This window comes from Variovorax sp. ZS18.2.2, assembly GCF_024701975.1.
In the GTDB taxonomy this organism is placed as follows: domain Bacteria; phylum Pseudomonadota; class Gammaproteobacteria; order Burkholderiales; family Burkholderiaceae_C; genus Variovorax.
This window is the reverse complement of sequence record NZ_JANLNM010000001.1, coordinates 1243397-1257369: the sequence shown is the minus strand read 5'-3', so window position 1 is coordinate 1257369 and position 13973 is coordinate 1243397. Positions and strand designations below refer to the sequence as shown.

The following is a 13973-nucleotide window of genomic DNA, read 5'->3' as shown; positions in this document are numbered from 1 at the left end:
AGAATCGATCAGAGGTAGCGGACGGCCACGATCTCGTAGCGCTTCAGGCCGCCCGGGGCCTGCACTTCGGCGGTGTCGCCCTCTTCCTTGCCGATCAGCGCGCGGGCAATCGGGCTGGAGATGTTGATGAGGCCCAGCTTCAGGTCGGCCTCGTCCTCGCCCACGATCTGGTACTTGACGGCTTCGCCGGACTCTTCTTCCTCGAGTTCCACGGTCGAGCCGAACACGATCTTGCCGCCGGCGTCGAGCTCGGTCGGATCGATGATCTGCGCAGCCGAGAGCTTGCCCTCGACCTCCTGGATGCGACCTTCGATGAAGCCCTGGCGGTCCTTGGCGACTTCGTACTCGGCGTTCTCGCTCAGGTCGCCCTGCGCGCGGGCTTCTGAGATCGCGTTGATGACCCAGGGGCGGTCCACGGTCTTGAGCTGGTGCAGCTCGGCGCGCAGCTTTGCGGCACCGCGCTTGGTGATTGGAATGGTGGCCATGTTTGGTTCTCCATAAAGCGAAACCGCCGAACGATGCCGTTCGGCGGTCGATTGGGGGGACAGATCAGACGAGATTGCGTCCGGTCAGCCGGCTCAGGATGGCGAGCGGGCTCGAGTCGGGATTGTATTGCTTCGAAGCGGCCAGATGAAGGGTCTGTTCGAGCATGTACTGGCCCGCCATGACGGCGTGCGAGGTCTGGTCGGAAAAGCACACCCACACCGAACCCGGCGGGAACTCGGCCTTCTCCTGCGGCGAGGTTTCCTGGTACGCCATGTCTGACTTCATGCCGTCGTGCAGCTGAAGCATCAGGTGGTCGTATTCGCTGCGGAAGGACTTGGTCACGTGCAGCGCCTGCAGCAGCCTGGCCTGCCAGCGCACATACGGTTTGGCCCGTGGCAGGAAGCGCTTGGCGATGTCCTCGAAGGGCTCGCCCACGCGCCAGACGCGCGGCGCGCCTTCGGGATTGACGTTGGTGAACACCCGCAGGATGCGCTCGCCATAGTTCGGCCGCGAGGGGAACGAGTCCACGTGCAGCCGGCGATCGTCCGCGCGCCACGACTGCACGCGCGTCTCGACCTGCGCCGGCCGGTAGCTCGTGGGTGCCAACCGCAGGGCCGGCGTGTAGTGCGGCAGCAGGCCGTGGATCAGCTGCTGCGCCTGCGCGCGAAACCGCCCCACCATCGCGGCCGCCGTGCGCTGCACCGCCTCGTCGCCGACGGCGCCCTTGAGCTTGCCGTTGGCGTCGAGGCTGATGTTGCGCACGTCGGGCGACAGCAGGCTGGGCGTGAGCAGGCTGCGCTCTTCGGGCAGCAGCTCGAAGCCCAGGCGCGGGAAGTACAGCACCTTGCCCGCCTCCAGCTCCGCGATCCACGCCTCGTTGGGCGTGGCCGCATTCCAGTCGGCCAGATCCAATTCGACGAGCTGCGTTTTCATGGCGACGCTCAGGCTGCGGCGAGTTGCGCGTGCATCTCCTGCACCGAGATCACGCCCAGCTCGTCCATGAAGCCCATGCCCTCGACCGCGGCTTCGGCGCCGAAGATCGTGGTGAAGGTCGTCACGCGAGCCAGCAGCGCCGAGGTGCGGATCTGCCGCGAATCGGTGATGGCGTTGCGGCGCTCTTCCACCGTGTTGATGACCAAGGCAATCTCGTTGTTCTTGATCATGTCCACGATGTGCGGGCGGCCTTCGGTCACCTTGTTCACCGTCGCGCATTCGATGCCCGCGGTGGCGATGGCGGCGGCCGTGCCCTTGGTCGCGATCAGCTCGAAGCCCAGCTTGGCCAGACCGCGCGCCACTTCCACGGCACGCGCCTTGTCGTTGTTCTTCACCGAGATGAAGACCTTGCCCGACTTCGGCAGGTGGGTGCCCGCACCGATCTGCGACTTCACGAAGGCTTCGCCGAAGGTCTTGCCCACGCCCATCACCTCGCCGGTCGACTTCATCTCGGGGCCGAGGATGGTGTCCACGCCCGGGAACTTGACGAACGGGAACACGGCCTCCTTCACGCTGAAGTACGGCGGCGTCACTTCCTTCGTCACGCCCTGCGACGCGAGTGACTGGCCCGCCATGCAGCGTGCAGCCACCTTGGCGAGCTGGATGCCGGTGGCTTTACTCACGTAAGGCACGGTGCGCGAGGCACGCGGGTTCACTTCGAGCACGTAGATGACGTCCTTGCCTTCCTTCTGCTGGATCGCGAACTGCACGTTCATGAGGCCCACCACGTTCAGCGCGGCCGCCATAGCGGCACTCTGGCGCTTGAGCTCAGCGATCGTTTCGGCGCTCAGGCTGTAGGGCGGCAGCGAGCAGGCGGAGTCGCCCGAGTGCACGCCGGCTTGCTCGATGTGCTCCATCACGCCACCGATCAACGTGCCGCCTTCGGCGTCGCGGATGCAGTCGACGTCGCACTCGACGGCGTCGTTCAGGAAGCGGTCGAGCAGCACCGGCGAGTCGTTGCTCACCTTGACCGCTTCGCGCATGTAGCGCTCGAGGTCGCGCTGCTCGTGCACGATTTCCATCGCGCGGCCGCCGAGCACGTAGCTCGGGCGCACCACCAGCGGATAACCGAGTGCCGCAGCCTTTTCGAGCGCTTCGGGTTCGGTGCGCGCCGTAGCGTTCGGCGGCTGGCGCAGGCCCAGCTCGTGCAGCAGCTTCTGGAAGCGCTCGCGATCTTCGGCTGCATCGATCATGTCGGGCGAGGTGCCGATGATCGGCACGCCATTCGCTTCGAGGTCGAGCGCAAGCTTCAACGGCGTCTGGCCGCCGTACTGCACGATCACGCCGAGCGGCTTTTCCTTGTCGACGATCTCCAGCACGTCTTCGAGCGTGAGCGGCTCGAAGTACAGGCGGTCGGAGGTGTCGTAGTCGGTGGACACGGTCTCGGGATTGCAGTTGACCATGATGGTCTCGTAGCCGTCCTCGCGCATCGCGAGTGCGGCGTGCACGCAGCAGTAGTCGAACTCGATGCCCTGACCGATGCGGTTGGGACCGCCGCCGAGCACCATGATCTTCTTTTTGTCCGTCGGATCGGCTTCGCACTCGTCTTCATAGGTCGAGTACATGTACGCCGTGTTGGTCGCGAACTCGGCCGCGCAGGTGTCCACGCGCTTGTAGACCGGGCGCACGCCCAGGGCGCGGCGCTTTTCGCGGATGGCCGTGTCGGTGGTCTTGAGCTGCTTGGCCAGGCGCCGGTCGGAGAAGCCTTTCTTCTTGAGCGCGAGCAGCGTGTCCTTGTCGATGTCGTCCAGCGACTTCGTTTCCAGTTCGAGTTCGATCTTCACGATCTCCTCGATCTGCACCAGGAACCACGGATCGATCTTGGTCAGCGCGAACACTTCATCGACGCTCAGGCCCATGGCGAAGGCATCGCCCACGTACCAGATGCGCTCGGGACCGGGCTCGCCCAGTTCCTTCTCGAGCACTTCGCGGTCCTGCGTCTTCTCGTTCAGGCCGTCGACGCCCACTTCGAGGCCGCGCAGGGCCTTCTGGAACGATTCCTGGAAGGTGCGGCCCATGGCCATCACCTCGCCCACCGACTTCATCTGCGTCGTCAGGCGCGAGTCGGCCTGCGGGAACTTCTCGAACGCGAAGCGCGGGATCTTGGTGACCACGTAGTCGATCGACGGTTCGAACGACGCGGGCGTGGCGCCGCCGGTGATTTCGTTGCGCAGCTCGTCGAGCGTGTAGCCCACGGCCAGCTTGGCCGCGACCTTGGCGATCGGAAAGCCCGTGGCCTTGGAGGCCAGCGCCGAGGAACGCGAGACGCGCGGGTTCATCTCGATGACGACCATGCGGCCGTCCTTCGGGTTGATGGAGAACTGCACGTTCGAGCCACCGGTGTCCACGCCGATCTCGCGCAGCACGGCCAGCGAGGCGTTGCGCAGGATCTGGTATTCCTTGTCGCTCAGCGTCTGCGCGGGCGCCACGGTGATCGAGTCGCCGGTATGCACGCCCATCGGGTCGAGGTTTTCGATCGAGCAGACGATGATGCAGTTGTCGGCCTTGTCGCGCACGACTTCCATCTCGTACTCTTTCCAGCCGAGCAGCGACTCTTCAATCAGCAGCTCGTTGGTGGGCGAGGCTTCGATGCCGCGCTTGCAGATCGTCTCGAATTCATCGGGGTTGTAGGCAATGCCGCCGCCGGTGCCGCCGAGCGTGAAGCTGGGGCGGATGACGGTCGGGAAGCCGAGCGTCTTCTGCACGGCCCAGGCTTCGTCCATCGTGTGGGCGATGCCCGAGCGGGCCGAACCGAGACCGATCTTGGTCATCGCGTCCTTGAACTTCAGGCGGTCTTCGGCCTTGTCGATGGCTTCGGGCGTGGCGCCGACCAGTTCGACGGGCTTGCCGGTGGCTGCGCCCATGTACTTGTCGAGCACGCCGTTGCGCCAGAGGTCCAACGCGCAGTTCAGTGCGGTCTGGCCACCCATGGTCGGCAGGATCGCGTCGGGGCGCTCCTTGGCGATGATCTTCTCCACCGTCTGCCAGGTGATGGGCTCGATGTAGGTGACGTCGGCGGTGGCCGGGTCGGTCATGATCGTCGCGGGGTTGCTGTTGATCAGGATGACCTTGTAGCCCTCTTCGCGCAGCGCCTTGCAGGCCTGCACGCCGGAGTAGTCGAACTCGCAGGCCTGGCCGATGATGATCGGGCCGGCGCCGATGATGAGGATCGATTTGAGGTCTGTGCGCTTAGGCATTCTTGCTCTCCGTCTGTTCCGTCTTTTCTGTCTTGTTCTTTTCCATGAGTGCCGTGAAGCGATCGAACAGATAGCCGATGTCGTGGGGGCCCGGCGAGGCTTCCGGGTGACCCTGGAAGCAGAACGCGGGCTTGTCGGTGCGCGCCAGCCCCTGCAGCGTGTTGTCGAACAGGCTGATGTGGGTGGGACGCAGATTGGCCGGCAGCGACTTCTCGTCGACCGCGAAGCCGTGGTTCTGGCTGGTGATGCTCACGCGGCCGTTGTCGAGGTCCTTCACCGGATGGTTCGCGCCATGGTGGCCGAACTTCATCTTGAAGGTCTTGGCGCCCGAGGCCAGCGCCATGATCTGGTGGCCGAGGCAAATGCCGAAGGTGGGAATGCCGGTCTCGATCAGTTCCTTGACGGCGCTGATGGCGTAGTCGCAAGGCTCCGGGTCGCCGGGTCCGTTGGCCAGGAAGATGCCGTCGGGTTTGAGCTTGAGCACGTCGGCCGCGGGCGTCTGTGCCGGCACCACGGTGATGCGCGCGCCGCGCTGGGCGATCATGCGCAGGATGTTCTTCTTGACGCCGTAATCGAAGGCGACCACGTGGAACTTGGGCGTGATCTGCACGCCATAGCCCGCGCCGAGCTTCCACTCGGTTTCGGTCCACTCGTAGGTCTCGGTGACCGACACCACCTTGGCGAGGTCCAGGCCGGCCATGCTCGGCGCGGCCTTGGCGGCGGCGATGGCCTTGTCGATCAGCGCCTGTGTCACGGCTTCGCCTTCGGCCAGGCCCAGGATGCAGCCGTTCTGCGCGCCGTGGGTGCGGAGGTGCCGCGTGAGCTTGCGGGTGTCGATGTTCGCGATGGCGACCGTCTTGCCGGCCACGAGGTACTCGCTCAGCGTGGCGGTCTGGCGGAAGTTGGAGGCGACGAGGGGCAGGTCCTTGATGATCAGGCCCGCAGCATGGATCTTGTCGGCTTCGATGTCTTCCCCGTTGACGCCGTAGTTGCCGATGTGCGGATACGTGAGGGTCACGATCTGCTGGCAGTAGCTCGGGTCGGTGAGGATTTCCTGGTAACCGGTCATGGCGGTGTTGAACACCACTTCACCGGTCGTGGAGCCGGCGGCTCCGATCGAATTGCCTTGAAAGACCGTGCCGTCTGCGAGCGCCAGGATGGCGGGCGGGAAATTTCCCTTGAGAGACAAAAGCACTGGGTTCTCCGGATGGTTACGGTCGCCCGGAGCCCCAGGCGCGTTGCCTGCGGACTTGCTTCAAGGGGATTTTGGCGTTAAAGGCGGCCGGGCGACGCTATTGCGAGTAAGCCCCCGATTGTAGCCCGGACTGGGGCCTTATCTGGCCTGGAGGGCTGCTCCGCTCGCATGCAGGCAGATGGCCGCAGCGGCCGCCACATTCAGCGATTCCTCGCCACCGGGCTGGGCGATGCGGATGTGATGGGTCGCCCGGGCTTCCAGCGCGGGGGAAACGCCCTGCCCCTCGTGGCCCATGAGCCAGGCGCAAGGGTGTGGCAAGCGGGCGTTGTGTAGCCACTCGCCGTGGTGCGAACTGGTCGCCACCAGCGGAATCTTCAACGCATCGAGCGCATCGGCTTCAACGCCTTCGATCAGCCGCAGGCCGAAATGAGCGCCCATGCCGGCGCGCAGCACCTTCGGCGCCCACAACGCAGCCGTGCCTTTGAGCGCGATCACCTGGGTGAAGCCGAAAGCGGCCGCGCTGCGCAGGATGGAGCCGGCATTGCCGGCGTCCTGCAGGCGGTCGAGCACCACGCTCGGGGCGTCCGGGATCAACTCCGGCCGCGCCGGCTGGTCGAGCACGAAGCCCATCGGCGCTGGCGATTCCAGCCCGCTGACGCCGCGCAGCAGGTCGTCGGCAACAACTACGGTTTTGATAGCACTCGCACCCCATTCGGCTGGGGCAGTCGGCCAGAAAGACTCCGAAAACACTGCAATCGCCGGTTTGACGCCGCGTGCCAGCGCCGCCCGACACAGGTGATCGCCTTCGAGCCAGATGCGTCCCAGTTTGCGATAGGCGCCCGGGTCCTGGGCGAGCTTGCGCAGGTCCTTGAGCAGGGGGTTGTCGCGCGAGCTGATGTGGCTCGCGCCGGCGTCGGTGGTCATTGGCGGATCAGGGCGCGGCGCGCAGGTCGAGGCGAACGGTCTCGACCGTCGCAAAGACCGCGGGCGTGACCGACACGGTCTCGACGACCAGCGTGGCGCCCGCCGCTGTCCGCGCCAGCGCAGCAGCAACCGGGCTGAACGACCTGCGATGGTGGACGCAGGCGCCGTGGCGCTGCAGCGCCTCGAGGTGCTCCGGCGTGCCGTAACCCTTGTGGCCCGCAAAGCCGTAGTGCGGGAATTCGGTATGCAGTTGCTCGCACAGCCGATCGCGATGAACCTTCGCCAGGATCGACGCGGCGGAGATCGCCTTGACCAGCGAATCGCCCTTGACCACGGCTTCGGCCAGCACGTCCAGCGTCGGCAGGCGGTTGCCGTCGACCAGCACCTTGGCGGGCTTCAGCCGCAGGCCCTCGACCGCCCGGCGCATGGCGATCATCGTGGCCTGAAGGATGTTGTGGGTGTCGATTTCCTCGACGCTCGCCTGGGCGATGGAACAGCACAGGGCCTTGGCCAGGATCTGGTCGTGCAGGCGTTCGCGCTGCAGTGGCGTGAGGGTCTTGGAGTCGGCGAGGCCACGGATCGGCCGGGTGTCGTCGAGGATCACCGCTGCGGCCACCACGGGCCCCGCCAGCGGGCCGCGGCCGGCCTCGTCGACGCCTGCAAGCAGCCCCGGTGCGTCCCACACCAGACGAGCCTGCTCAGCCTTCAAGAACTTTCTGGATCGCATCGGCGCAAAGTGTCGGCGTATCGCGCTGCAATTGCACGTGCAGCTCGGAAAATCTTTGTTGCAGGTCCCGCGTCTTTTCGGGCGCGTCGAGCCAGGCCAGCGTGGCCTGGGCCAGCGCCTCGGGCGTGGCGGCTTCCTGCAGCAACTCGGGCACCACGAATTCGCGGCAAAGGATATTGGGCAATCCGACCCACGGCTGCAACTGCTTGCGCTGCATCAGGCGCCACGAGAGCCCGTTCATGTTGTAGGCGATGACCATCGGCCGCTTGAAGAGCGCCGCCTCGAGCGTGGCGGTGCCGCTGGCGATCAGCGTGGCGTCGCAGGCGGCCAGCGCGGCGTGCGACTGGCCGTCGAGCAGCTTCACCCGGCCCGCCATGCCGCTCGCCTGGAGCAAGGCGTCGACCTCGGCACGCAGGCTGGGGATGATGGGCGCCACGAACTGGAGTTCGGGCCGCGCCTTCTGCATCAGCGCGGCGGCGGCGAAGAATCGGGCCGCCAGATAGCGGATCTCGGAGCGACGGCTGCCCGGCAGCAAAGCGACGACCTGCGCATCGGGCGCCAGGCCCAGCGCGGCGCGCGCCGCGGCGCGGTCGGGCGTCATCGGGATCACATTGGCAATCGGATGCCCCACGTAGCTCGCGGCCACACCCTGCTTTTCGAGCAGTTCGGGCTCGAACGGGAAGATGCACAGCACATGGTCGGCCGCAGCCCGGATCTTCTCGATGCGCTTCGGCCGCCACGCCCAGATCGAGGGGCAGACGAAGTGCACGGTCTTGATGCCTTGGCTGCGCAGGCCCGCTTCAAGATCAAGGTTGAAATCGGGCGCATCCACGCCGATGAAGAGCTCGGGCCGCTCCTGCAGCAGCCGGGCCTTCAGCTGGCGGCGGATGCCTGCAATCTCGGCGTAGTGCCGCAGCACTTCGATGTAGCCGCGCACCGCGAGCTTTTCCTGCGGCCACCAGCTCTGGAAGCCGTGCGCGAGCATGCGGGGTCCACCGATACCGGCGGTCTGGAGGTCAGGCCAACGAGCTTGCAGGCCATCGAGCAACAGCCCCGCCAGCAGGTCGCCGGACGCTTCGCCCGCGACCAGCGCGAAGCGTCGCTGTTCGGCTGTCTGCATCGGCGTCACGTCAACGCGCGATACCGCGCGTGGAGCTGGCGAGGAAGGATTCCATCAAGGCGACGTCCCCCGCCGCCTCGGGCATCTCGGCAGTCAGCGCGGCGATGGCTGCACGCGCCTCTTCGAGCGTCTTGCCCTGGCGATACAGCAGCTTGTGCATCTGCTTGACCGCCGCCAGCCGCTGCACCGAGAAATCGCGCCGGCGCAGGCCCACGACATTGAAGCCGCGAACCGCCAGCGGATTGCCGTCGACCAGCATGAAAGGCGGCACGTCCTGCGTGATCGCGCTCCCAAAGCCGACCATGGCATGTGCGCCGATCGAGACGAACTGGTGGATGCCGGTAAGCCCGCCGATCGTGACCCAGTCCGCCAGGTGCACATGGCCTGCCAGCGTCGTGTTGTTGGACAGCGTGGTGTGGTTGTCGACATGGCAGTCGTGCGCGATGTGCGTGTACGCCATGATCCAGTTGTCGTTGCCCACGCGCGTCACGCCCCCTGCCCCCGGCACGCCGAGGTTGAAGGTGCAGAACTCGCGAATGACGTTGCGGTCGCCGATGACGAGCTCGGTCGGCTCACCGGCGTATTTCTTGTCCTGCGGGATCGCGCCGAGCGAGGAGAACTGGAAGATCCGGTTGTCGCGCCCGATGGTGGTGCGTCCTTCGATCACGCAATGTGCGCCGATGGTCGTACCCGCCCCGACCCGCACATGCGGGCCTATGACGGTATAGGGCCCGACCGAAACCGAGGCGTCGAGTTGCGCCTGGGGATCGACGAGCGCTGTCGAATGAACCTGGGTCATGCCTTGCAAGTGACAGAGGCCGGGTCAGCTGATCTGGCGCATCGCGCACATCAGCGTGGCTTCGCAGGCCAGCTCGCTGCCCACCAGCGCGCGGCCCTTGAACTTCGAGATGCCGGCCTTCATGCGTTCGATCTCGACCTCGAGCGTGAGCTGGTCGCCGGGCTCCACGGGGCGCTTGAAGCGCGCGCCGTCGATGGCGGCGAAGTAGTAGACGGTGTTGTCGTCCGGCACGATGTCCAGCGAGTGGAACGACAGCAGGGCTGCGGCCTGTGCCATGGCTTCGAGCATCAGCACGCCCGGCATCACCGGACGGTGCGGGAAATGGCCGTTGAAGAACGGCTCGTTCATCGTCACGTTCTTGAGCGCCGTGATGCGCTTGCCCTTTTCCATGTCCAGCACGCGGTCCACCAGCAGGAACGGGTAGCGGTGGGGAAGCAGCTTGAGGATTTGATGGATATCGAGCGTCGTCGTCATGATTTTCTGTTCCTGCATCGTCGTCATTTTTTCGGGAGGGCTTTCTCCAGCGCCTTCAGTCGTTCGCGCAGGCTGTGCAACTGCTTGAGCGTTGCCGCATTTTTTTCCCAGCTCGCATTGTCATCGATGGGAAACATGCCGGTGTACTGGCCGGCCTTGTGAATGGAGCGTGTCACCACGGTCGCTGCGGACACGTGCACGCCATCGGCCACCGTCAAATGGCCCAGCACGATGGCACCGCCGCCGAAGGTGCAGTTGGCGCCGATAGTCGCACTGCCGGCCACGCCGACGCAGCCCGCCATGGCGGTGTTCTTGCCGACGCGCACGTTGTGGCCGATCTGGATCAGGTTGTCGAGCTTCACGCCGTCCTCGATGACCGTGTCGTCGAGTGCGCCGCGGTCGATGCAGGTGTTGGCACCGATCTCCACGTCGTTGCCGATGCGTACCGCACCCAGTTGTTCGATCTTGACCCAGGCTCCCTGGTACAGCGCGAGGCCGAAGCCATCGGCCCCGATCACCACGCCCGGGTGCAGCAGGCAGCGCTCGCCGATCGTGCAGTCTTCGCTGACCGTCACGCGCGACTTGAGCACCGTGCCCGCGCCGATGCGTGCGCCCCGCTCCACCACGCAGAGCGCACCGACGCGCGCCGTGGCATCGACATGGGCTTCCGGATGGATCACGGCGGACGGGTGGATGAGGTCGGCCTCCGGACGCGCGTGGTGCGACTTCCAGAGCTGTGTCAGGCGCGCAAAGTAGAGGTAGGGGTCGGGCGTGACGATGAACGCCCCGCGCGCAGCAGCCGCCTCATGCATGGCAGGCGACACGATCACGCACGCGGCTTTCGACGCTGCCAGTTCCTGCTGGTATTTGGGATGGCTCAGGAAGCTGAGCGCATCGGGCTGTGCATTCTGGAGTGGCGAGAGCCGCTCGATGGACAGCGTGGCATCTCCATGAAGCTCGCCCCCCAGGGCGTCAACGATGGCTCCGAGCTGCAGCGACACGCCGGTTCGCGGCGTTATTTGCCGGCCGCGGGCGCTGTGGAGCCGACCGACGCGTTCAGCGCCTTGATCACCTTGTCGGTGATGTCGTGCTTCGGGTTGATGTAGATCGCTTCCTGCAAGATGGCGTCGTACTTTTCAGCTTCTGCGACCTGCTTCACGACGCGGTTGGCGCGCTCGTAGACCTGCTGGAGCTCCTCGTTCTTGCGCGCATTCAGGTCTTCCTGGAACTCGCGGCGACGGCGCTGGAAGTCGCGGTCCTGGTCGATCAGCGCCTTCTGGCGCGTGGCGCGCTGGCTTTCGGAGATGGTCGGCGCTTCGCGCTCGAACCTCTCCGACGCCGTCTTCAATGCGTCGCCCTGTGCGGTGAGATCCTTTTCGCGCTTGAGAAACTCGGCTTCGAGCTTCGCCTGGGCCGCCTTGGCCGGCTGCGCTTCACGCAGCACGCGGTCCGGATTGACGAATCCGATGCGAAAGGTTTCCTGCGCCTGCGCAGGCGCAGCGACGATCGCAAAAGCGGGAATCAACAACGCACCAGCCGCGGCGCGAATCAAATGCTTCATTTAGAAAGACGTTCCGATCTGGAATTGCAAGCGCTGAATTCTATCCTTGGGGATCAAGACGGGAGGCGCCCCCGTTAGCGGGTCAATTCCCGGTCCCGTCACTTCCTTCTGCGACTTGATGGGGAAGGCGTAGGCCAAGCGCAGCGGACCCAGCGGCGAAATCCAGCTGATGCCGAGGCCGACAGAAGCACGCAGCTTCTTCTGCGCCTTCCATTGCTCGTCGGTCAGGCCGGCTGCGCGTGAACCGAACACATTGCCCACGTCGAAGAAGCCATAAAGACGCAAGGTGCGGTCGTTGCCGGCGCCCGGGAACGGTGTGCTGAGTTCGGCGTTGAAGACCGCCTTCTTGGTGCCGCCCAGTGGAGCGCCATCGGTCTGGCCGAGCAGCGGCACATCGCGCGGACCGAGCGAATTCTGTTCAAAGCCGCGGACCGAGCCCAAGCCACCCGCATAGAAGTTCTTGAAGATCGGATAGACCTTGCTGCCCAGGGCCTTCGCGTAGCCCACATCTCCGTTGATGGCGAAGGTGTACTGCTTGTTGATCGCGAAGAACTGCTGGTACTGGTAGCTCGTCTTGATGTATTGCATGTCGCCGCCGGCGCCAAGCTCAAGGTTGGCACGCTGCATGACCCCGGTGGTCGGAACCAGCGCGCTGTCGCGGCTGTCGCGACCCCAGCCGATGGTGAGTGGCACACCCCAAACGCTCTTCTGATCGCATCCAGTCACGATCCATCCCGCCGGCCACGGCCCTTCAGTATTCGTCTGGCACTGGAAATATCTCAGATAGGACTTGGGCGTATAGAGCCCCGAGAGCGCCGTCGATGAGTTCGGGTCGAACGCATACCGTTCGAGCCCGATGCCGAAGAACACGGTGTCGAGCTCGCTGAACGGCACGCCGAAACGGATGGACGCCCCCTGGTTGACCAGCTTGTAGTCACCGTCGGTGGTCTGCGAGTACGGACGCGTCGTCGTGTGATAGACGCTGATCGTGCGCGAGATGCCGTCCTTCGTGAAGTAGGGGTCGGTGGTGGTCAGCGACAGCGTGCGGTTGTACTTGCTGGTGTTGACTTGCACGCCCAGGAAATTGCCGGAACCGAACACGTTTTCCTGCGAAATGCCGAAAGTCAGCGCGACCTTCTCGGCGCTCGAGTAGCCGGCGCCCAGCTGCAGGCTGCCGGTGGGTTTTTCGGCCACGTTGACGGTCAGGTCCACCTGATCGGGCGAACCAGGCACTTCCTGGGTCTCGACGTTCACTTCGGTGAAGAAGCCCAGGCGGTCCACACGGTCGCGCGAGACCTTGATCTTGTCGCCGTCGTACCAGGAGGCTTCGTACTGGCGGAACTCGCGGCGGATCACTTCGTCGCGGGTCTTGTTGTTGCCACCGACGGACACACGGCGCACGTACACGCGGCGCGAAGGCTCGGCCTGCAGCGTCAGCGTGACACGGTTGTTGACGCGGTCGATCTCGGGAACGGCCTGCACACGGGCGAAGGCGTAACCGAAGGTGCCGAAATAGTCGCTGAAAGCCTTGGTGGTTTCCGTGACCAGTTCGCCGTTGTAGGGCTCGCCGGGCTTGATGGTGATCAGCGACTTGAATTCGTCGTCGCGGCCCAGGTAGTTGCCATTGAGCTTGACGCCGGCCACCACGAACTTCTCGCCTTCGGTGATGTTGACCGTGACCGTCAGGTCCTTGCGGTCGGGCGAGATGGCGACCTGGGTCGAATCGATGCGGAACTCGAGGTAGCCGCGCGTGATGTAGTAGGAACGAAGCGTCTCGAGGTCAGCGTTGAGCTTGGCGCGCGAGTACTGGTTCGACTTGGTGTACCAGCTCATGAAGCCGCCGCTGTCCTGGTCGAACAGGCTCAGCAGCGTCGATTCGCTGTAGGCCTTGCTGCCGACAATGTGGACTTCGCGGATGCGTGCGGAATCGCCTTCGGTGACGGTGAACGTCAGGTTGACGCGATTGCGTTCGATGGGCGTGACGGTGGTCACGACCTGTGCGTTGTAGAGGCTGCGGCTCACGTACTGGCGCTTGAGCTCCTGCTCGGCGCGGTCGGCCAGCGCCTTGTCGTAGGGACGGCCGTCGGTCAGGCCGATTTCGCGCAGTGCCTTCTGCAGCGCCGCCTTGTCGAATTCCTTGGTGCCGACGAAGTCGACGTCGGCGATGGTCGGGCGCTCTTCGACGATCACCACCAACACATTGCCATTGACGTCGATGCGCACGTCCTTGAACAACCCCAGGTCGAACAGCGCGCGAATGGCGGCCGAACCGCGTTCGTCACTGTATGTATCGCCCACGCGCAACGGCAACGACGCGAAGATCGTGCCGGCCTCGACGCGTTGCAGGCCTTCGACGCGGATGTCGCGCACGGTGAAAGGCTCGACGGCCCAGGCTGCCGTGGCTGCAAGCGCACTGGCGACCACCGCGACAACGCTACGCAGGCGAAAGCGATTGGAGTTTTTGTTCATCTGTGAATTGGGCCGGCACGGAAAGGGC

Annotated in this window: 12 protein-coding genes; all 12 read right to left on the bottom strand. The window is 65.1% G+C overall.

Features of this window, described 5'->3' with window-relative positions; genetic code table 11:
* Positions 1–8: 8 nt before the first annotated feature.
* Entirely contained in the window at positions 9–485 is a 477-nt protein-coding gene (greA, locus tag NU688_RS05980) for a transcription elongation factor GreA (protein ID WP_257859600.1), read from the bottom strand.
* A gap of 64 nt (positions 486–549) precedes the next feature.
* Positions 550–1419 (bottom strand): Kdo hydroxylase family protein, encoded by an 870-nt coding sequence (locus NU688_RS05975; RefSeq protein WP_257859599.1) that lies wholly within the window; start codon positions 1417–1419, stop codon positions 550–552.
* A gap of 8 nt (positions 1420–1427) precedes the next feature.
* Positions 1428–4676: a carbamoyl-phosphate synthase large subunit gene (carB, locus tag NU688_RS05970; RefSeq protein ID WP_257859598.1), complete on the bottom strand. Its 3249-nt coding sequence runs from the start codon at positions 4674–4676 to the stop codon at positions 1428–1430.
* On the bottom strand, positions 4669–5871 hold the full coding sequence (gene carA, locus NU688_RS05965; protein ID WP_257859597.1) for a glutamine-hydrolyzing carbamoyl-phosphate synthase small subunit: 1203 nt from the start codon (positions 5869–5871) through the stop codon (positions 4669–4671). Before carA ends, carB begins: the two co-directional genes overlap by 8 nt.
* Positions 5872–6009: 138 nt before the next feature.
* Positions 6010–6795 (bottom strand): RNA methyltransferase, encoded by a 786-nt coding sequence (locus NU688_RS05960; RefSeq protein WP_257859596.1) that lies wholly within the window; start codon positions 6793–6795, stop codon positions 6010–6012.
* Positions 6796–6802: 7 nt separating this feature from the next.
* Positions 6803–7522, bottom strand: coding sequence for a ribonuclease HII (rnhB, locus tag NU688_RS05955; RefSeq protein WP_257859595.1), 720 nt, complete (start codon positions 7520–7522; stop codon positions 6803–6805).
* The gene (lpxB, locus tag NU688_RS05950; protein ID WP_257859594.1) at positions 7494–8642 is read right to left on the bottom strand and encodes a lipid-A-disaccharide synthase; all 1149 of its coding nucleotides are present in this window, start codon (positions 8640–8642) and stop codon (positions 7494–7496) included. Before lpxB ends, rnhB begins: the two co-directional genes overlap by 29 nt.
* Before the next feature lie 10 nt (positions 8643–8652).
* Positions 8653–9441, bottom strand: coding sequence for an acyl-ACP--UDP-N-acetylglucosamine O-acyltransferase (gene lpxA, locus NU688_RS05945; protein ID WP_257859593.1), 789 nt, complete (start codon positions 9439–9441; stop codon positions 8653–8655).
* A gap of 24 nt (positions 9442–9465) precedes the next feature.
* A complete protein-coding gene (fabZ, locus tag NU688_RS05940; protein ID WP_013541729.1) occupies positions 9466–9915 on the bottom strand; it encodes a 3-hydroxyacyl-ACP dehydratase FabZ in 450 nt (149 codons plus the stop codon).
* A 23-nt stretch (positions 9916–9938) separates the two neighbouring features.
* Positions 9939–10916, bottom strand: coding sequence for a UDP-3-O-(3-hydroxymyristoyl)glucosamine N-acyltransferase (gene lpxD, locus NU688_RS05935; protein ID WP_257859592.1), 978 nt, complete (start codon positions 10914–10916; stop codon positions 9939–9941).
* A gap of 14 nt (positions 10917–10930) precedes the next feature.
* Entirely contained in the window at positions 10931–11476 is a 546-nt protein-coding gene (locus NU688_RS05930; RefSeq protein WP_257859591.1) for an OmpH family outer membrane protein, read from the bottom strand.
* Positions 11477–13945 carry an outer membrane protein assembly factor BamA gene (gene bamA / locus NU688_RS05925; protein WP_257859590.1) on the bottom strand — a complete coding sequence of 823 codons (2469 nt, stop codon included), beginning with the start codon at positions 13943–13945 and terminating at the stop codon, positions 11477–11479.
* Positions 13946–13973 lie beyond the last annotated feature (28 nt).

Bases quoted from the DNA above. Each gene is read 5' to 3' on its own strand.
- greA (WP_257859600.1), bottom strand. From the start codon at position 485: ATGGCCACCATTCCAATCACCAAGCGCGGTGCCGCAAAGCTGCGCGCC.
- NU688_RS05975 (WP_257859599.1), bottom strand. From the start codon at position 1,419: ATGAAAACGCAGCTCGTCGAATTGGATCTGGCCGACTGGAATGCGGCC.
- carB (WP_257859598.1), bottom strand. From the start codon at position 4,676: ATGCCTAAGCGCACAGACCTCAAATCGATCCTCATCATCGGCGCCGGC.
- NU688_RS05960 (WP_257859596.1), bottom strand. From the start codon at position 6,795: ATGACCACCGACGCCGGCGCGAGCCACATCAGCTCGCGCGACAACCCC.
- rnhB (WP_257859595.1), bottom strand. From the start codon at position 7,522: ATGCGATCCAGAAAGTTCTTGAAGGCTGAGCAGGCTCGTCTGGTGTGG.
- lpxB (WP_257859594.1), bottom strand. From the start codon at position 8,642: ATGCAGACAGCCGAACAGCGACGCTTCGCGCTGGTCGCGGGCGAAGCG.
- lpxA (WP_257859593.1), bottom strand. From the start codon at position 9,441: ATGACCCAGGTTCATTCGACAGCGCTCGTCGATCCCCAGGCGCAACTC.
- fabZ (WP_013541729.1), bottom strand. From the start codon at position 9,915: ATGACGACGACGCTCGATATCCATCAAATCCTCAAGCTGCTTCCCCAC.
- NU688_RS05930 (WP_257859591.1), bottom strand. From the start codon at position 11,476: ATGAAGCATTTGATTCGCGCCGCGGCTGGTGCGTTGTTGATTCCCGCT.
- bamA (WP_257859590.1), bottom strand. From the start codon at position 13,945: ATGAACAAAAACTCCAATCGCTTTCGCCTGCGTAGCGTTGTCGCGGTG.